16 protein-coding genes and 1 pseudogene are annotated in these 18,680 nt (G+C 72.6%); 11 read left to right on the top strand and 6 right to left on the bottom strand.

The window, feature by feature from the left end:
* Positions 1-206: 206 nt before the first annotated feature.
* The gene (locus LIX60_RS30065; protein WP_227962460.1) at positions 207-695 is read left to right on the top strand and encodes a general stress protein; all 489 of its coding nucleotides are present in this window, start codon (positions 207-209) and stop codon (positions 693-695) included.
* Positions 696-815: 120 nt separating this feature from the next.
* Here the strand turns inward: LIX60_RS30065 and LIX60_RS30060 are convergent, their stop codons facing one another.
* A complete protein-coding gene (locus tag LIX60_RS30060; protein WP_227962459.1) occupies positions 816-1,289 on the bottom strand; it encodes a hypothetical protein in 474 nt (157 codons plus the stop codon).
* 415 nt (positions 1,290-1,704) lie between these two features.
* Between LIX60_RS30060 and LIX60_RS30055 the strand changes: the two genes are divergently transcribed.
* The 4 genes from LIX60_RS30055 to LIX60_RS30040 all read left to right on the top strand — a co-directional run bounded on the left by LIX60_RS30055 (position 1,705) and on the right by LIX60_RS30040 (position 6,459).
* Positions 1,705-2,508: a Tat pathway signal sequence domain protein gene (locus LIX60_RS30055; protein ID WP_308101959.1), complete on the top strand. Its 804-nt coding sequence runs from the start codon at positions 1,705-1,707 to the stop codon at positions 2,506-2,508.
* A gap of 74 nt (positions 2,509-2,582) precedes the next feature.
* Positions 2,583-3,875, top strand: a complete 1,293-nt coding sequence (locus LIX60_RS30050; RefSeq protein WP_227962457.1) for a copper amine oxidase — start codon at positions 2,583-2,585, stop codon at positions 3,873-3,875.
* Between the two features lie 326 nt (positions 3,876-4,201).
* Positions 4,202-5,056: an SAM-dependent methyltransferase gene (locus tag LIX60_RS30045; protein ID WP_227962455.1), complete on the top strand. Its 855-nt coding sequence runs from the start codon at positions 4,202-4,204 to the stop codon at positions 5,054-5,056.
* Positions 5,057-5,166: 110 nt separating this feature from the next.
* Positions 5,167-6,459, top strand: a complete 1,293-nt coding sequence (locus LIX60_RS30040; RefSeq protein WP_227962453.1) for a GNAT family N-acetyltransferase — start codon at positions 5,167-5,169, stop codon at positions 6,457-6,459.
* Positions 6,460-6,697: 238 nt separating this feature from the next.
* Here LIX60_RS30040 and LIX60_RS30035 read toward each other — a convergent pair.
* A pseudogene (locus LIX60_RS30035) lies at positions 6,698-6,868 on the bottom strand (SDR family oxidoreductase); the annotation flags it as partial.
* A gap of 68 nt (positions 6,869-6,936) precedes the next feature.
* On the bottom strand, positions 6,937-7,065 hold the full coding sequence (locus LIX60_RS31655; protein ID WP_265584961.1) for a hypothetical protein: 129 nt from the start codon (positions 7,063-7,065) through the stop codon (positions 6,937-6,939).
* 665 nt (positions 7,066-7,730) lie between these two features.
* On the opposite strand from LIX60_RS31655, the gene LIX60_RS30030 reads away from it, so the two are divergent.
* The 6 genes from LIX60_RS30030 to LIX60_RS30005 all read left to right on the top strand — a co-directional run bounded on the left by LIX60_RS30030 (position 7,731) and on the right by LIX60_RS30005 (position 16,576).
* The gene (locus LIX60_RS30030) at positions 7,731-8,423 is read left to right on the top strand and encodes a glycoside hydrolase family 11 protein (protein WP_227962451.1); all 693 of its coding nucleotides are present in this window, start codon (positions 7,731-7,733) and stop codon (positions 8,421-8,423) included.
* Positions 8,424-8,638: 215 nt separating this feature from the next.
* Entirely contained in the window at positions 8,639-9,925 is a 1,287-nt protein-coding gene (locus tag LIX60_RS30025; RefSeq protein ID WP_227962449.1) for an ROK family transcriptional regulator, read from the top strand.
* Positions 9,926-10,227: 302 nt separating this feature from the next.
* Positions 10,228-11,487, top strand: a complete 1,260-nt coding sequence (locus tag LIX60_RS30020) for an ABC transporter substrate-binding protein (RefSeq protein ID WP_227962448.1) — start codon at positions 10,228-10,230, stop codon at positions 11,485-11,487.
* Between the two features lie 16 nt (positions 11,488-11,503).
* Complete coding sequence (locus LIX60_RS30015; RefSeq protein WP_227962447.1) at positions 11,504-12,490, top strand: carbohydrate ABC transporter permease; 987 nt, start codon at positions 11,504-11,506, stop codon at positions 12,488-12,490.
* Entirely contained in the window at positions 12,487-13,353 is an 867-nt protein-coding gene (locus LIX60_RS30010) for a carbohydrate ABC transporter permease (RefSeq protein ID WP_227962446.1), read from the top strand. The genes LIX60_RS30015 and LIX60_RS30010 overlap by 4 nt, the downstream gene beginning before the upstream one ends.
* Positions 13,354-13,366: 13 nt before the next feature.
* Positions 13,367-16,576: a glycoside hydrolase family 2 TIM barrel-domain containing protein gene (locus tag LIX60_RS30005; protein WP_227962445.1), complete on the top strand. Its 3,210-nt coding sequence runs from the start codon at positions 13,367-13,369 to the stop codon at positions 16,574-16,576.
* Between the two features lie 110 nt (positions 16,577-16,686).
* Here the strand turns inward: LIX60_RS30005 and LIX60_RS30000 are convergent, their stop codons facing one another.
* The 3 genes from LIX60_RS30000 to LIX60_RS29990 all read right to left on the bottom strand — a co-directional run bounded on the left by LIX60_RS30000 (position 16,687) and on the right by LIX60_RS29990 (position 18,520).
* Positions 16,687-17,193 carry a GyrI-like domain-containing protein gene (locus tag LIX60_RS30000; protein ID WP_227962444.1) on the bottom strand — a complete coding sequence of 169 codons (507 nt, stop codon included), beginning with the start codon at positions 17,191-17,193 and terminating at the stop codon, positions 16,687-16,689.
* Positions 17,194-17,306: 113 nt separating this feature from the next.
* Entirely contained in the window at positions 17,307-17,834 is a 528-nt protein-coding gene (locus tag LIX60_RS29995) for a hypothetical protein (protein ID WP_227962443.1), read from the bottom strand.
* Positions 17,835-18,034: 200 nt separating this feature from the next.
* A complete protein-coding gene (locus LIX60_RS29990) occupies positions 18,035-18,520 on the bottom strand; it encodes a hypothetical protein (RefSeq protein WP_227962441.1) in 486 nt (161 codons plus the stop codon).
* Positions 18,521-18,680: the final 160 nt, after the last annotated feature.

Here is an 18,680-nt window from a genome sequence, read left to right as displayed (position 1 = left end):
GGCCTCCTTCCGGCCCGCGGCGCACCCGCGCACCCGTGCACCGCGCCCCGGCCCGGCCCGGCCCGGCCGTCGGCCGGAGGCACGGGGGACACTCCGTGTACCGGCCGGGCGTGCGGTGCGTAGTCCCCGGCCCGCCGGGCACCCGGAGCGTGACCTCACCTCTGTACACCTCTGGACCGAAACCTCTGGACCGAAAGGGGGTCGTGATGTCCGAGACCGATGCGCGGCCGCTGGACCCGATCAGCGCCGCATGGAACACGGTGGCGAGTTACGACGCGTACGAGGAGGCCCAGGCCGCGGTCGACCGGCTCTCCGACGAGAAGTTCCCCGTGGAGCACATCGACATCGTCGGGTCGGGGCTGCGTCTGGTGGAGCACGTCACCGGCCGCCTCACCAAGGGGCGCGCGGCGGCCGCGGGAGCGGCGGGTGGTGCCTGGTTCGGTCTGCTGATCGGGCTGCTCGTGGGGCTCTTCACCACCGGGCCGGTGTGGCTCGGGCTGATCCTGGGCGGTGTCCTCATCGGCGCGGCCTGGGGTGCCGTCTTCGGTTTCGTCGGGCACGCCGCGACCGGCGGGCGCCGTGACTTCGCGTCCACCCGGCGGCTGGTCGCCTCCCGCTACGACGTCGTCGTGCGGGGCGGGAAGGCGGAGGAGGCCCGGGGCATCCTCCGGCGGGCCGGGCTGACCGGCACCTGACGGCTTTCACCGGCCCTCCGCGTACCCGGGACGGGCCCGGCCAGGGGGCATGCCCCTGGCCGGGCCCGTCCCGCGTCCCCCGGCTCCCGCCCGCCCTCCGGCTTCCGGCTTCCGGGACTCTCAGGGGCCGCCCGGGTCCATCGCCTCCAGAGCCGCGCCGGTGACATAGCCGTAGACGAGGTGCGGGACGAGGTCGCTCACCCAGTCCGGGGCCGACCAGGAGCGGGGGTCACTGGTCACACCGAGCCGGGCCATCGGCAGGTCGGTGGCCGCCATGGCCAGCACCCCGGCGGCGGCCCCGCCGAGCCACAGCGGGAGCCGCAGCCCGGCCCGGCGCAGCGCGCCGAGCGCGGCGCCGGTCCCGACGCCCACCGCGATCCCGGAGAGGGCGCCCAGCCCGGAGAGCCGGTTGTCCCGGTCCTCGCCCCGGCCCGGGACCGGGTGACCGGCCCTTTTCGCGAGGTCGTCGACGGCGTGTTCCGGCACCGAGCTCGCGGGACGGGCCCGCAGGACCATGTCCCCGTAGGTGGCGGCGTTCAGGGCGGTTGTTCCGGCGGCGCCGGCCAGGGCGCCTTTCAGCAGTCCGCTCGTCATGGCGGTGCGGGTGTCCCTTCCGGCGGCGCGTCAAACCGCTCCGCCACCGGCCGGCGCCGCTGCCCTGCTCCCGATTCGGTTTCCGCACATATGTCCGCACTGTCCCGCTGGACCGCCCGTGGCGCCGAAGACTCATCGGCCGGGGATGATCCCGCCCGGCCGGAGCGGCACGCCGCGGCCCCGCCCCCGGGCCGCGGCCCGGCCCCGTCCCCGGCGCCGCCACCCGTGAACTGCCCTGCGGGCCGGGGGCGTTGCCCGAAGGGCCCCGGAGCCGCCGCCACAACGCGCAAGGAGGGCAACGGCGCTGAACCCCGCTCGCCGTCACGGCGTCCTCCTGCCCAAGTCGCGCACTTCGGGCGCGAGTGGAGACGTACGGGGATGGGGAGCACGAGTGGGGACGTTGATGCACCGCCGGGTGGGGAAGTTGTTGGCGGGTGCGGCCATCGCGGTGAGCGGTACGGCGATCGCGGTCGCCGTGACGCTGCCGGGCAACGCGGGAGCCTCCGACGGCGCTGGGACCGGCGCCGGCGCGGAGGAGAGGCCCGGCGGGGAGAATGGTGACCGGGCGGCGGACGCGGCCGCCCGGCAGCCGGCGGGTGTGGTCGAGGAGGAGCCGCCCGTGGGCAAGCGGGGCGTGGGCCGGGACGGGCTCACGACGGACGAGCTGCGGCGCGTGGAGCGCCTGGCCCTCACGCCGGGGCTCCGCTCGGGCAGCGAGGACGTGGAGGGCGACCGGGGCCCGGAGGTGCTCGGCACGGATCTCGTCGAGCTGAAGCCGTCGGAGGTGGACGACGCGGCACCGCCGCGCCGCGCGGAGGTGTCGTTCTACGACTACAAGGACGACCAGCTCGTCCTGAAGACCGTCAATCTGTCGACCGGAGAGGTCGAGAAGACGGAGACCCGCGAGGGCGAGCAGCCGCCGCCCACCCGCGCGGAGGCCGTGGAGGCCGTCGAGGTGCTGCTGGCGGACCCGCTCGGCGCGGGGCTGAAGCAGGACTACAAGGCGGCCACGGGCAATGCGCTCACCGGACCGGGGCAGCTCACCACCACCGCGATGATCTACCGGGTGGACGGGGAGAACGCGGGGCCCGACCGGGTGCGCGCCTGCGGGGAGCACCGCTGCGTGCGGCTGTTCACCAAGGTCACGGACGGCCCGTGGATCGACGTCCGGCATCTGGTGATCGACCTCAGCGCAGGCACCGTCAGCCGGATCGGCTGACCTCCCCGCCTCCCCCTCACCGACTTCACCGGGTGCCCGACCGGCCCCGGCAGACCAGAAAGCAGTCATCACGCATGTCGACACGACGACTCGGCCCTGTCCGGAAGCGCGCCCGGGCGGCCCTCGCCCTGACGGCCCTGGTGGGCGGCGCCGCGGCCGCCGCCGGACCGGTGGCCAACGCGGCCGGCACCGCGCCGCAGGCGCCCTCCGCACCGCAGGCGGCACCCTGCAGCGCGGCCTACACGATCGAGAAGAAGCTCTCGGGCGGCACCACCTGGCGGATGTGCTGGCACTACACGACCAAGGCCGGTCTGGTCCTGGACAAGATCACCTATCAGCCGAAGGGCGAGCCGCGGCCGATCCCCGTGCTCACCACCGCCAAGCTCGCCCAGATCCACGTCCCCTACGACGACGGCCGGGCCGAGTACGACGACCTCACCGGCTATTCCTTCGGCGAGGGCGTGGCGGACCTCGGCACCGAGGAGTGCCCGGGCGGCACCCTGAAGAAGGTCCGGCTGCCCGACGTGCCCGCCGCCAACGGGGTGTGCGTCACCACCCGTGCCCGCGGCCACGCCTACCGGCTGGCGTCCGACGACGGCGGCAGCGTGTCGACCGCCCAGGGCACGGACCTGCTCGTCTACACCGTCAACAAGGTCGCCTACTACGAGTACATCACCGAGTGGCGGTTCTCCGACGACGGCACCATCTCCACGCAGGTCGGCGCGACCGGTGAGCTGTCCCCCGGTGACTACGACGCGGCCGACGGCTACGGCATGCCGCTCGGCAAGAACAGCAGGGACCGTGCGCTGAGTCACAGTCACAACGTCTTCTGGCGGCTCAACTTCGGTCTCGACGGCTCCCCGAAGGCCAAGGTGGAGCAGTTCGACTCCACGACGACCCCGGTGGCCGGCGGCACGCCGCGGACGAAGACCAAGCGCACCACGGTCACCAAGGAGCTCGCGGGCAACGCGGCGGACCAGCGCTGGTGGCGCGTCGTCAGCACCGCCGGCAAGAACAAGGACAACCACCCGCGCAGTTACGAACTCGTCCTCGGGCACGGCAGCAAGTACCCCGGGCGGCCGTACACCAAGAAGGACGTGTTCTTCACCCAGTACGACGCCTGCGAGCAGTTCGCCAGCCACAACCGCTCCTGCCCCGGCAAGAGCGTGGACAAGTGGGTGAACGGCGAGACCCTCAAGCACCCCATCACCTGGGTCAACGTCGGCTTCCACCACCATGCGCGGGACGAGGACCAGGCCCCGATGCCCGTCCACTGGCAGGGCTTCCAGATCGTGCCCCGTGATGTGACGGCGATGAGCCCGCTCACCCCGCCGGACTTCGCCGGGCACAACGGCGCACCGCACTGATCCACGGCCCCCCGGTCCGCGGTCCGCGGACCCGCCCCGCCCCGGCCCGCGCCGTCCGGCCGGGCACCGACCGCCCCGGGCCGCCGGAAAACCCCCTTCCGGTGGCCCGGGGCTCCGCCGCCACCCGCGTTCCACCCGGTTCGCACCGTCCGCCCCGTTTCCGCCCTCGAACACCCCCGTGCTTCCCGGCCGATTGCCACGTCCGGACCCTGGCCGGTCAACCCGCTTATCGGCCAAGGTGGTTGGGTGGGCGGAAACACCGGGCCGACGGCTCCGCTGCGGCTACGATTCCGAACACGATCGATCACCTGATTGAAGGGGCGCACATGGGCGGCAACATCCAACCCGGCGGACGGACCCGGCCGGAGGGCACAGGCCGTGACCTGGGCCTGGACCGCCATCACAGCGCACGCATCTACGACTACTTCCTGGGCGGCAAGACCCACTACCCGCCGGACCGGGAGGTCGCCGAGAAGCTGCTCCAGGCCTTCCCCGGTTTCCGCACCGCGGCCCGCACCAACCGCTCCTTCATGCACCGGGCGGCCCGCTACCTCGCCGAACGCGGCATACGCCAGTTCCTCGACATCGGCACCGGAATACCCACCAGCCCCAATCTGCACGAGGTCGTGCAGGCCGTGGCGCCCGAGTCCCGGGTCGTCTACGCCGACAACGACCCCATCGTGCTCACCCACGCCCGCGGTCTGCTCAGCAGCACCCCCGAGGGCCGCACCGCCTACGTCGAGGCGGACATCACCGACCCGCGTTCGATCCTCGAATCGGCCGAACTCCGCGACACCCTCGACCTGGAGCAGCCGATCGCCCTGAGCCTCGTCGGCCTCTTCCACTACATCACCGACGACCAGGACCCGCACGGCATCATCAAGCACCTGCTGGAGCCGCTGGTCCCCGGCTCGTACCTGATCTTCACCCAGTGCACGCCGGACTTCGCCCCGGAGGAGTGGGAACAGGCCATCAACGTCTACAAGGCCGACGGCGGCAACGCCCAGGTGCGCAGCAAGGCTGAGGTGGAGCGGTTCTTCACCGGGCTGGAGCTGGTGGAGCCGGGCCTGGAGGTGCCGCACCGCTGGCACCCGGACGAGGAGACCGAGGAACTGGTCAGGCTGGGCGAGCTGACCGACGCGGCCGTCAGTCTCTGGGCCGGAGTGGCCGCCAAGCGCTAGGCACGCGCCCTGCGGGCCGTCACACCGGTGGTGCGGGAGAGCTCTTGCGCTCCTCCGCACCACCGGAAATGTGTGTGCCCGGCCCCGGGAGGAGCGCCTACCGTGCGGGCATGACGACGACCATGACAGCAGGGTCCGCGGACCGCGGCGGCACCGGCATCGACGTCCGCCTCGTCGGCCAGAGCGAGGGGCCCGAGTGGCAGCGCGCCCTCCACACCGGTTTCCTGCGGCACGGGCCCGGGGCGGATCCGTCCGCCGACTGGTGGCGGCGGCACTACGAGCCGGGGCGCTTCCTCGGCGCCTGGGACGGCGAGCGGTGCGTGGGCACCTTCCGCAGCATCCCGATGGAGCTGACGGTTCCCGGGGGCGCCGTGCTGCCCGCCGACGGGATCGCCGATGTCACCGTCACCTCCACCCACCGCCGGCGCGGGCTGCTCACCCGGATGATGCGGCGCGATCTCGGGCTCGCCCGGGAGCGCGGCGATGTCTTCGCGCTCCTCACGGCCGCCGAGTACGGCATCTACGGGCGGTTCGGCTTCGGCCGGGCGACCCGGTTCGGCGGCTGGACCATCGACGTGCCGCGCTCCGGCGGTCTGCGGCCCGGCATCGGCGAGCTGGGCCCGGGAGCCCGGATCGAGCTGATCGGGATGGCCGAACTGCGCCGCGTGGCACCGGAGTTGCACGACCGCTACCGGCGTACCCGGCACGGCGCGATCAGCCGTCCGCCGGACCACTGGGAGGAGATCACGGGTGCGGCGGCCCTCGCCGGCGGCCGGCCCGTCCCGTTCTTCGCCGCCGCCCACCGGGACGGGGACGGGCGCGTCACCGGACTGCTCACCTACCACGTCGAGCAGCGCACCACCGGCGGCGACCCGGACGCCACCCTCACCGTCCTCGACCACGCCGCCACCGGCCCCGCGGCCGCCGCCGCGCTGTGGCGGTACGCCCTGGAGACCGATCTGGTGCGCCGGATCGCGATCGGCAACATCGCGCCGGACGACCCGCTGCCGCTGTGGCTGGTCAATCCGCGCGCCGCGGTGCGGACCGAGCGGACGGGCGACGATCTGTGGGTCCGCGTCCTCGACGGGCCGCGCGCCTTCGCCGCACGCCGCTACGACGTGCCCGGCCGCACCGTGCTCGACATCTCCGACCCGGAGGGCCATCTCGCCGGGCGCCGGCTGCTGGAGACCTCGGAGGACGGCACCGGCCGCCTCTCCCCCACCACCGACGAGCCGGAACTGCGCCTCGACGCTGCCGCGTTGGGCGCCGTCTACCTGGGCGGGGTGACCGTGCCGCAGCTTGCGGCGGCCGGGCTGGTGACGGAGCTGCGGCCCGGCGCCGCCGCCCGCGCCGGCCTCCAGCTCCGTACGGCGACGGAACCCTGGTGCCCGGACCGGTTCTGAGCGCCGCCGCTCTCCGGTCCATCGCGCCGGCGCCGCAGGCCACCGGGAGCGGACCGGCTCTCGCCGTGCCGGCGGGAATCTCCGCCGGCGGAACCGCGTTGCCCACGGTCACCACGGGTGGACCGCTGGTCGCCGCGATCCGGCCCGGGGCGGGCCCGGCGGAAATGGCCCTGCTCGATTTCCTGCGCCAAGAGCTCTGGTAATCCACCGGATTTATCCGGGAACGGGCCGGGCCTGCTCACAACTGGGTTGTACCCCCGTCCACCGCGAACTCGGCGCCCGCGGTGTACGTGGCGTCGAAGGCCAGGAATGCCACCGCCCGGGCGACTTCTTCCGGAGTTCCGAAACGTCGCATGGGGTTCGCCGCGACCCGTTCCACCTTGAATTGCTCCGCGGCCTCTCCGGTCACCTATGCCACTGCTGCCGCCCGTGATCACTACGTTCTTGTCGCTGTATGCGTTGTTCATGCCTGGGGTCTCATTTCTTCATTTCACCCTTCAAGCCCCCGCCCCACGTCGCGTCCGCTTGACGAAGGAATCCGTTGAGCGTGCGCAGACCGCGAATCTTCGGAGAAATCATGGTGAGCACCTCGTCGAGTCGTTTCACACTGGATGCGGAAAACAACGAAGGGCAAAGACGAAATGTCAGCGGACGCCAGAGGGAATGCCTATGGCGCCCCGGCCGCCGCGGCAGGCCGCGCGGGCCGGACGGTGGCGGGGCTCCCGGGCCGTGGCCCGCCGGCGCATGAGAGGCCGTCAGGTGTCCTCGACGGGGCCGGGCAGGTGTGCGGTCCGCCGGTGCGGCCGTACGCGGCGATCACCGCGCCGGCGGGGACGTCGCGACCCTCGCACCCGGACGCCGACCCGTCCGGAATGTTTCCGAAAATTTTCGATGACGTGGGCCGGAAACCTGATCACTGAGCGGGCATCAGATTCACCGCCGTCACCAAGAAGCACACCATGAGAGGTTTGACCAGGCACAATGCCGCCTGCGGAACTTCTTTACCAGGCCGGTGTTTCCGCAATGCTTCCGGAAACTGTTGACAACGTGACAGCCCGGCTCAACACTAGCGGCATCGACGGGCCCGACCCCGCCGATCCGGTTCACCCGCGCGACCCGGCCCTCCCCGGTCGCCGACCGCAGGACGACCGGCCGATCCCGCGCGTGCCGCCCGACCCCGGCGCTCGCGGTCGGCGCCGCCCCGGCCACCGTCAGGCCCGCCGGGTCGTATCACGCTGCCTGGCCTCCGCCAGCCCCCACCAGGAGGAATCATGCACAAGGACAACACCCCCGGCCGCTCGCTCAGCCGCAGGGGCTTCATCGGCGGCACCGGCGCCCTGGCGCTGGCCACGTCCGGACTGGTGGTGCCCGGCACCGCCCAGGCCCGCGCCCTCCAGACCATCACCACCAACCAGACCGGCAACCACAACGGTTACTACTACTCGTTCTGGACCGACGCCCAGAACACGGTCTCCATGACCATGGGCTCGGGCGGCAACTACAGCACCCAGTGGAGCAACACCGGCAACTTCGTCTGCGGCAAGGGCTGGAGCAACGGCAGCCGCAGGACAGTGCAGTACTCGGGCAGCTTCAACCCCTCCGGCAACGGCTACCTGTGCCTCTACGGGTGGACCTCGAACCCCCTCGTCGAGTACTACATCGTCGACAACTGGGGCAGCTACCGGCCCACCGGCGAGCACCGGGGCACCGTCTACAGCGACGGCGGCACGTACGACATCTACAAGACGACGCGGTACAACGCCCCCTCCGTCGAGGGCACCAAGACCTTCGACCAGTACTGGAGCACGCGGCAGCAGAAGAAGACCGGCGGGACCATCACCACCGGCAACCACTTCGACGCCTGGTCCCGAGCGGGACTGCAGCTGGGCAACTTCAGCTACTACATGATCCTGGCGACCGAGGGCTACCAGAGCAGCGGCAACTCCAACATCTACATGAGCTGACCAGCGCTCCGGCGGACCGGTCCCCGGACGGCACCCTCACGACGCACCGCACCCGTGGCGCGGCGGCCCCGGCCGCCGCGCCGCACCGCGTCCCGGCAGTGGCCCCGTTCCGGTTCCTCCGACCCTTTTCCCAACCGCTTGTCGAACCCGGCCCGGACGCATAGCCTGGCGCTTCGCCGGGGAGGGCGAGGGCGCGAGGGGCGGAGGGGCACGCCGTGAGACGTACGTCCCGGGACATCCGCACCGCGAACCGTTACGGGGTGCTGCGGCAGATCATCGCCCACTCCCCCGTCTCCCGGCAGGAACTGGCCTCCGCCACCGGTCTCAGCCTGGCGACCGTCGCCAACCTCGTCGGGGAGCTGCTGGCGCTCGGCCTGCTCACCGAGGTGGGCTTCGAGGAGTCGGCGGGGGGCCGGCCACGCGGCCTGGTCGCCGTCAACGCCGCCGGCGGCGCCCTGGTCGGGGTCGACGTGGCCGAGACCTACGTCCATGTGGAGCTGTTCGACCTGGCGTTGAACGTCCTCGCCCGGGCCGACGAGGAGCTGCGCCCCGGCGAGAGCGGGCCCGGTCAGGTCGTCGGCCACATCGCGGCGGCCGTCGAGTCGGTGACGGGGCGGGCCGGGAGCGGGAACGGAGCCGGGGACGGAGCCGGGGACGGCCGGATCCTCGGCGTCGGCGTCAGCGTGCCCGGCCAGGTCGACCGCGAGGGCGGCGTCTCGGTCTACGCGCCCAACTGGGACTGGCACGACGTCCCGCTGCTGAGCCTGCTGGCCGGGCACGTCCCTCACCCGCTCCACCTCGACAACCCGCTCCGCGCCTGCACGGTGGCCGAGTTGTGGTTCGGCGCCGCGCGGGACCGCGGCGATGCCGTCGTGGTCAACCTCGGTACGGGGGTGGGCGCCGGGCTCGCGCTCGGCGGCTCGCTCCACCGGGGTGTCACCAACAGCGCCGGCGAGTGGGGCCACACCACCCTCGTCCTGGACGGCCACCCGTGCCACTGCGGCAACCGCGGCTGTGTGGAGACCTATGTCGGCGCGCCCGGCATCATGCGCCGGCTGCGGGAGCTCGACCCGGGCAGCCCGCTGCTGCGCCCGGGCGACCAGACCGCCACCATCGCGGCGCTCGCGCGGGCGGCGGCGGAGGGCGATCCGGTGGCGGTCGCGGCGGTCCGCGAGACGGCCCGCTTCCTCGGCGCCGGCATCGCCGACCTCGTCAACCTGCTCAACCCGGAAGTGATCGTGCTCAGCAGCTGGGTCGCGTCCCTGCTCGGGGAACCCCTGCTCACCGGGGTGCGGGAGGTGGTGGCCCGGCACGCGCTGGCCCGGCCGCTGGCCGGCACCGAGATCGTCCTCAGCCCGATTCCCACCAACCCCGTCAGCCTCGGCGCCGCGACCTTCGCCCTGGAGGGCTTTCTCGCCTCCGTCGGACGCAGGGCGCCGGGGCCGGGCGCGCCGGCCCTCCTCCCGGGCCCCGTCGGCGGCACGGACGCGGCCGCCCGCTGAGCACCGGGCACCGCCCGGAACTCTCCAACCGCTGGGCCGTGGTGACCCCGCGCCGGGTGGGCCGTGGCGCCGGCATCCCGGGCCGCCGCCGTCCGCTCGTCCGGGATACCGAACCGCCCGTGGTGATCCGCGGCCCTCCGGGACGCCCCGGTGAGAAGACTTCTTCCAACCCCTTGCCGAACCCCTGGACGATGGCTAGCGTCCCGCACCACGACGGCAGTACCGCACCACGGCACCACCGCGACCGCACCTCAACGCGCGTCGGGCAGAAGTGAGTTGAGCCGCTACAGACGGGACGTCACATGCCGGTCATCAGCAGCAGAGAGTGGGACCGCCGCGGTGTCCTCCGCGCCGCCGGAGGGATCGCGGCCCTGGGCGCGCTGACCGCCTGCGGCTCGGACACCGGCCGCGGCGGGGGATCCGGCCGGTCGATCAAGCAGATGTACCACGCCTACGGCGAGCCGGGCACGCAGCAGGCCGCCCAGAAGTTCGCCAAGGCCTACCAGGACGCGGACGTCTCGGTGCAGTGGATACCGGGCGAGTACGAGAAGAAGCTGTTCACCGCACTGCTCTCCTCCGACGGGCCGGACGTCTTCGAGTTCCACCCGCAGATCCACATGGCGCACGAGCGGCAGATCGTGCCGCTCGACGACATCCTCGAAGGCGTCAAGGACGACTTCAACGAGGCGGATATCGCCTCCCACACCATCGACGGCAAGGTCTACGGCGTGCGGATGATCGACGATCCGCAGTTCCTGTACTACCGCAAGTCCCTGCTGGAGAAGGCCGGGATCGAGCCACCGGACACCCTGGACGCGCTGATCGAGGCGGCCGAGAAGCTCACCACGGACAAGGTGAAGGGCCTCTACCTCGGACAGACCCTGCAGCCCGTCCAGAACCCGCTGATCTGGTCCACCGGCGCCGAACTCCTCACCCCGGACAACGAGATCGCGTACCACACCGACGAGGTGGTCGAGGCGCTGCGCAAGCTGCGCCGGCTGTACGCGGGCAAGGCGCTGCTCAAGGGGGCGCCCACCGAGCACTGGGACCCGGCCTCCTTCAACCAGGGGCTGTGCGCGATGCAGTGGTGCGGCATGTGGGCGATGCCGCAGATCCTGGACGCCCACGGCGACGACGTCGGCATCATGCCCTGGCCGTCCTCCGGCGGTCCGAAGGGCCGCCCGGCGGTCTACAACGGCGGCTGGTCGGCGTTCGTCTCGGCGAAGGCGAAGGACATCGACGCGGCCAAGGCGTTCGTCAAGTGGCTGTGGATCGACCAGAAGGAGTTCCAGCGCGAGTGGTGCCTGGACTACGGCTTCCACATCCCGCCGCGCAGATCGGTGGCCGCCGGTGCGGAGGAGCTCACGTCCGGGCTGGCGGCGGAGGGGGTCGAACTCTTCAACACCGCCGGCATCTTCGACAACCCGTCCTGGACCCAGTCGATGATCACCACCCTCACCGACGTCATGGCCAACGCCGTACGGGACGACGCCGATCCGGAACGCGAGCTCGACAAGGCGGACAAGAAGATCCGGCGCGATCTCGACAAGATCTTCGGCTAGGGGCGGGGCCACCACCATGGCGACGCCCCCGCACCGGCCCGCCCGCCGCGGCCGGCGCCCCGTGCCGGCCCGCGAGGCGCCGGCCGGTCCGGCACGGCCGGGGACGGGGCGCACGGCGGAGCGCGGACACGCCCTCGCCTTCTGGCTGTTCACCGGGCCCTTCCTGGCCGGACTGCTCGTCTTCGTCTACCTCCCGATCGGCTGGAGCCTGTGGCTGAGCCTCTTCGAGGCGCGCTCCACCGTCACCCCCACGGAGTTCGTGGGGCTCGAGAACTACCTGACGATGCTCTCCGACGGCGACTTCGTGCGGAGCCTCGGCACCTTCACGGTGTTCGCCCTCTTCGCCGTCCCGCTCACCTTCGCCCTGTCGCTGGGGCTGGCGCTGCTGGTGCACCGCATCCGCTTCATGCGGGCGTTCTTCCGGTCCGCGTTCTTCCTCCCGACGGCGTGCAGTTATGTGGCCGCCTCGCTGGTGTGGAAGATGTCGATCTTCAACGGGGTCCGCTTCGGACTGGCCAACACCGTCCTGGGATGGCTCGGGGTGGACTCCGTCGCCTGGCTGGCCTCCCCCGATCCGCCGTGGTACTGGCTGGTGATCGTCACCGTGCGGCTGTGGCTGCAGTCCGGCTTCTACATGATCCTCTTCCTGGCGGCGCTGCAGAACATCCCGCGGGTCCTCTACGAGGCGGCGGCCATCGACGGCGCGCGGCCCGGCTGGCAGACCTTCCGGTACATCACGCTGCCGCAGCTGCGCACCACCTCCAGCGCGGTGATCCTGCTTCTCCTCATCGCCGCCTACCAGGCGTTCGACGAGTTCTACAACCTGCTGGACAAGGCGACCTGGGGCCGGCCGCCCCTGGTCTACCTGTACAACCTGGCACTCGGCGAGAACCAGGACTACGGCCTCGGCAGCGCCGGCGCCCTGCTGCTGGCCCTGCTCATCTGCCTGGTCACCCTGCTCCAGGGGCGGTTCCTGGGCTTCGGACGGGAGAGGGACGCATGAGCGCAGCGGCGGGAACCGGCCGGGCGGCGCGGGGCGCCCGCACCACCCTCGGCAACGCGGGGCTGTACGCGGCACTGCTGGTCGCCACCGTCCTCTTCCTCGTCCCCTTCTACCTGATCGCGCGCAACGCGCTCTCCACGGACGCCGACATCACCGGGGAGACCTGGACGTTCTTCCCCACCGACCTCCAGTGGGGCAACGTCCGGGAGCTGTTCGACGACCCGGCCGTGCCCTTCGCCCGGGCGCTGTGGAACTCACTGGTCGTCGGGGTGCTGCACACCGCGGGCACCCTGCTGCTCTGCTCCACCGCCGGCTACGGGCTGGCCCGCATCCCGTACCGGCACGCGCAGAAGGTCTTCTATCTGGTGCTGGGCACGCTGATGGTCCCGGCGGCCGTCACCTTCGTCCCGACGTTCGTCCTCGTCTCGTCGCTGGGCTGGGTCTCCAGCCTGCGGGGGCTGATCATCCCGGGGCTGTTCAGCGGCTTCACCGCCTTTCTCTTCCGCCAGTACTTCCTGGGTTTCCCCCGGGAGCTGGAGGAGGCGGCGCGGGTGGACGGGCTGAACCACTGGGGCGCGTACTGGCGGGTGGTGGTGCCCAACTCGCTGAACTTCTTCGCGGCGATCGCCGTGATCACCTTCATCGGCGGCTGGAACGCCTTCCTCTGGCCGCTGGTCATCGGCCAGGACCAGGAGTCCTGGACGGTGCAGGTGGCGCTGTCGTCCTATCTCACCGCACAAACCGTCAACCTGCACTTGATCTTCATGGCCGCGGCGATATCCATCCTGCCCCTGATCCTGGTCTTCGTCGTCCTGCAGCGCTGGCTGGTGCAGGGCGTGGCGCAGACGGGGATCAAGGGCTGACCGAGGGGGACGCATGAGCACACCTCAGGACCCGCTCCGGAACGCGGACGACCCCACGGCCCGGGAGGCCCCGGAGGCTTCGGGGGCCCCGGCGGGGGTGGCCTCCCGCCCCGGCGCGTCCGGGGATGCGGAGGGCCCGTCCTCCGCGGGGCGCCCGTCCCTTCCGCACTACGAGGACCGAGCGCCCGGGCGCGGCACCCTCCCGCCCCGTGCCTGGTACGCGGCCTCCGACGCCCGCCGGCTCGACCTGGGCGGCGCGTGGCGCTTCCGGCTCTCTCCCGCGGCCGACGCCGAGGACGACTCCTTCGCCCGCCCCGGCCACGACGCGAGCGGGTGGGACCGGCTCGCCGTCCCCGGTCACTGGGTGCTCCAGGGCCACGGCGCGCCCGCGTACACCAACACCCGCTACCCCTTCCCCGTCGATCCGCCCCGGGTCCCGTACGAGAACCCCACCGGCGACCATCTGCGCCACTTCGGACTCCCGGACGACTGGCCGCTCGGGGCGGGCTCCGGGGACACCGTGCTGCGGTTCGACGGTGTCGAGTCCTGCGCCCGGGTCTGGCTCAACGGCGTAGAGCTGGGCGTCTTCCAGGGCAGCCGGCTGCCGCACGAGTTCGCGGTCGGGGCGCTGCTCCGGCCCGGCGGCAATGTGCTGGCCGTCCGGGTCCACCAGTGGTCGGCCGGGAGCTATCTGGAGGACCAGGACCAGTGGTGGCTGCCCGGCATCTTCCGTGACGTGACGCTGCTGCACCGGCCGCCCGGCGCGGTGGACGACTTCACCGTCCACGCCTCGTACGACCACCGCGCCGGAACGGGGACCCTGCGGGTGGACTGCCGGACCGGCGGGAGCGGTGCGGGCGGCGGTGAAGGCCCCGGCTCCGGCCCGGGCGGCGGCGCGGTTCCCGCCCGGATCACCGTCCCCGAACTGGGCCTGGACCTCGCGGCGGGCGAGAGCGCGACCGTGCCCGTGGAGCCGTGGACCGCCGAGACCCCGCGGCTGTACGAGGCCGAACTGGCCGCGCCCGGCGAGCGGATCGCGCTCCGCGTCGGCTTCCGCACCGTCGCGGTGCAGGACGGCGTCCTCAAGGTCAACGGCCGCCGGATCCTGTTCCGGGGCGTGAACCGGCACGAGTTCCACCCGGAGACCGGGCGGACCGTCGACGCGGACACCATGCGCCGGGACCTGCTGCTGATGAAGCGGCACAACATCAACGCCGTCCGCACCAGCCACTATCCGCCGCACCCGGCCTTCCCCGGCCTCTGCGACGAACTCGGCCTCTGGGTCGTCGACGAGTGCGACCTGGAGACCCACGGCTTCGCCGACACCGGCTGGCGGAACAACCCCGTCCGGGACGAACGCTGGTTCCCCGCCCTGCTGGACCGCGCCGCGCGGATGGTGGAGCGCGACAAGAACCATCCGTCCGTCATCATCTGGTCGCTCGGCAACGAGTGCGGCACCGGCCCCGGGCTGACGGCCATGGCCGGGTGGATCCGCGCCCGGGACCCCGGCCGGCCGCTGCACTACGAGGGCGACCCCTCCTGCGCCGACACCGACGTCTACTCCCGCATGTACGCCCCGCACGCCGAGGTGGAGCTGATCGGCCGGCGCGCCGAGGAGCCGCTGAACGACCCGGAGCTGGACGCGCGCCGCCGCGAACTCCCCTTCGTCCTCTGCGAGTACGCCCACGCGATGGGCAACGGCCCCGGCGGCCTCACCGAGTACCAGCGCCTCTTCGAGCGGTACGAGCGCTGCCAGGGCGGCTTCGTCTGGGAGTGGACCGACCACGGGATCACCCGCCGCACGGCGGACGGCACTCCGTACTTCGCGTACGGCGGAGACTTCGGGGAGGAGGTCCACGACGGCAACTTCGTCTGCGACGGGCTGCTCTTCCCCGACCGCACGCCCTCTCCCGGTCTCGCCGAGTACAAGAAGGTCGTCGAGCCCGTCCGTATCGAGGGCGACGGCGCGGCGGGCACCGTCCGCATCACCAACACGCACGACTTCTCCGGTCTGTCGCACCTGGCCTTCACCTGGTCCTGCGAGGCGGACGGCGAGCCGGTGGCGTCCGGCGGTCTGCCCGTGCCGCCGCTGGCCCCCGGCGAGAGCGCGGAGGTGAAACTGCCGGAACCGCCGCGGCTCACGGAGGGCCGGGGTACCGGTGCTGGTGCCGGTGCCGGTGCCGGTGCCGGTGCCGGTGCCGGTGCCGGTGCCGGTCATGACCGTGGCCGTCCGGCTGTCGCCGAACGCCAGTGGACCGTCCGGGCCACCCTCGCCGCCGACACCGCCTGGGCACCGGAGGGCCATCTCGTGGCATGGGCGCAGCTCCCCGCCGGCCGGCGCCCGTCCCCGCCACCGCCCCCGACGGGCGAACCGGCCCGCCGGGACGGGCGGTTGATCACCCTCGGCCCGGCGGTGTTCGACGCCGCGACCGGCATGCTCCAGCGCCTGCACGGCATCCCGGTCACGGATCTCCGGCTGGACGTCTGGCGCGCCCCGACCGACAACGACGAGGGCGCGCCATGGCAGCCGGACCTGCGCCACGGCCCGCTCTGGCGGGCGCTCGGCCTGCACCGGATGCGGCACCGCCCGGACGCGGTCGAGGTCGCGGGCGACGTCCTGACCGTACGGACGAGGGTGGCCCCCGCCGCCACCGACCTGGCCCTGCGCGCCGACTACCGCTGGACGGCGGACGGCGGACGGCTGGGGCTGACGGTCGCGGTCACCCCGGAGGGCGACTGGCCGTGCGCCCTCCCCCGCCTGGGCATCCGCTTCGGCATCCCGGCCCGCCACGGCTCGGCCCGCTGGTTCGGCGGCGGCCCGGGCGAGGCGTATCCGGACACCCGGGCCGCCGCGATGACGGGCCTGTGGTCGATGACGGTCGACCAACTGCAGACCCCCTATGTCCGCCCGCAGGAGAACGGCGCCCGCGCGGACGTCCGCTGGGCCGAGCTCACCGACACCACCGGAGCGGGCCTGCGCGCCGAGAGCGGCGGCCCCGGTGACCTCTTCTGGTTCACCGCCCGCCGCTGGACCACCGAGCAGCTGGACGCGGCCCGCCACACCCCGGACCTGACGCCGGGCCCTCTGGTCTGGGTCAACCTGGACCACGCCCAGCAGGGCATCGGCTCCCAGTCCTGCGGACCGGGCGTCCTCCCCCCATACCGACTGAAGGCGGCGCCCGCGGAGTTCTCCTTCACCTTCTCGGCGGTGGGCCGGACCTGACGGGTCCGGCCCGCCCCCGCGTACCGGCTGCCGGGCCGGACCCCGGCAGCCGCGGACCGCGCCGCCCGCCACTCCCCGGGCGGGCGGCGCGGTCCCCCTGCGGGCCCCGGTCAGTCCGCCACGGGCCAGTTGAGCTCGGTGCGCAGGTCACGCGGGTCCATGTCCGGGGAGGGTTCGGTGACGTAGGTCTCCCACCTGTCCTCCCCGGCGGGCAGTCCCCGCGCCCGCATCCAGGAGCCCAGCCGGTCCCAGGAGGACCTGAGGCGGTCGAACGAGCCGTGGTGCATCAGCCTCGCGACCCGCCCTCCGGGAAGCGAACCGGCCACGACCCCGGTCTCCGGGCGCACCGCCCGGTCCGTGACGAACCCGACCTCCAGGTCCAGGGTCTCCCCCGGCGCCCCGTGATAGAGGCCGAAGGCCGGGCCCGTCGGGGCGATCCCCTGCGCTGCCATGACCCGGGCCAGCTCCCGGAAGGAGGCGTCGAAGAAGTCCCGCAGACCGGCCATCGGGACGACGCCACGGACGACCGCTGTCGTCGCCGGGGCGGGCCTCACGAGTTCCGGCTCCGGCTCCTGTGCCGGAGCAAGGACCTCACCATCGGATCCGCGACTGTTCATGCCATTCCCTCCACGTATGCGGGCAACAACGCTCTGTTGACTTCGCACGTGCCGGGAACTCATCGGCTCCGGGACGAGGAGCGTAGGAGCGGGGCACCGGCGCCCCGCCGCGGTCAGTCCAGACTGACCGAGGTGTCGACCCGCGTGGCGACGATGTAGTGCTCGTCCTGCCAGTCCGTGAAGAGTTCGTCCTCCAGGTCCAGGCCGACTTCCTTCTCGGCCTCGGCGGTGTCGAACGCCTCCTGCACGGTGCCGGTGACCCGTACCGTGTCACCGTCCTCGATCCTGCCCTCCTTGACGGACGGTCCGGAGAGCACCGGGAGGTCCTGCGGGTTGTCGCCCCTCGTGCCGGCGATCGTGAAGAAGTGGCTGTCGACGACATCGTGGACCCGGGAGGTGACGGTGACCCGCTTGCCCGTCCAGGTCTCCACGTCGTTCCAGAACTCGCCCTTCTCCAGGTCCCCGTACTCGAATTCGTACCCGCCGCCGTCTCCGCGGGGCTCCTCGACGCGCACCGAGGCCTCGGGGCCGGCCTCCCCGCTGTCCTCACCGCATCCGGTCAGGGGCACGGCCCCGAGGGTCAGGGCGAGGAACAGGGGGACGGTCTTCCGCGCGCGGCGGTGTCCTGCTGTGGATCGCATGTTCTGGGTTCCTCTCGCCGGTGAGCCGGGGCCTCGCGCACCCTGCGGGGTTTGCTCCGCCCGGGTGGTGAAACCGGGCCGGACCGGGCTCAGGAGGTTCGGTCGTCGTCCGGAGGTGCGGCGAACGCCTCTCGCGGACGCCTTCTCCCGCGGTCTTCGGGCCCGCCCCGGCGTACCCTTCCGCGGGGAACGCGGGAATCTCACTCCTCGCCGACGTCTTCGGCGATCTTCTCGGCCTTCACGTACGGCTCATCGCCGAAATCCTGGTACAGCGGCTCCGCGAGATCCACTCCCAGATCCTTCTCGACCCGAGAGAGATCGAACTCCCGTACGATGCCCTCGACCCGGACCGGGTCGTCCTGGTCCACCGGCGGCATGTTCTCCTCGATGACCAGCAGCGGGTCCACGTCGCTGAACTCGCCGCCGCCGATGGTGAACGCCCACGGTGAGATCACGTCCTCGACCCGGGCGCTGAACGTTCCTCTCTCCCCGGTCACCGCCCCCGGGTCGCCGCGTTCGAACGCTTCCTGGACCCCCCGGACGTCCAGGCCCGATTCCTCTCCCCCGGTGTCGTCGCCGCCGCATCCGGCGAGCGCGGCCGCCGCGAGGAGCAGGGCCGCCGCCGACCGGGCCGACCGGCGGCCCGGAAAGAACTGCCTGCCGGGAACACCTCGCACGACTGTCACCCTTCTCCTGGGAAGCCTTTCCGGCCCCGGGTTGCCCCGGCTCGGGACACGAAACAGGGCTCCGGGCACGAAACAGAGCTCCGGCAAGCGTGGCCTGCCGTGCGGCGGCCCCGCTGAGCGGGGGCGGGACGGACAGCCGGGGCAGCCGCTCGGCCGGAGG

The organism is Streptomyces sp. S07_1.15 (assembly GCF_020739505.1).
GTDB lineage: Bacteria > Actinomycetota > Actinomycetes > Streptomycetales > Streptomycetaceae > Streptomyces > Streptomyces xinghaiensis.
The sequence above is the reverse complement of the archived record's forward strand: the minus strand, read 5'-3'. Positions and strand labels throughout refer to the sequence as shown.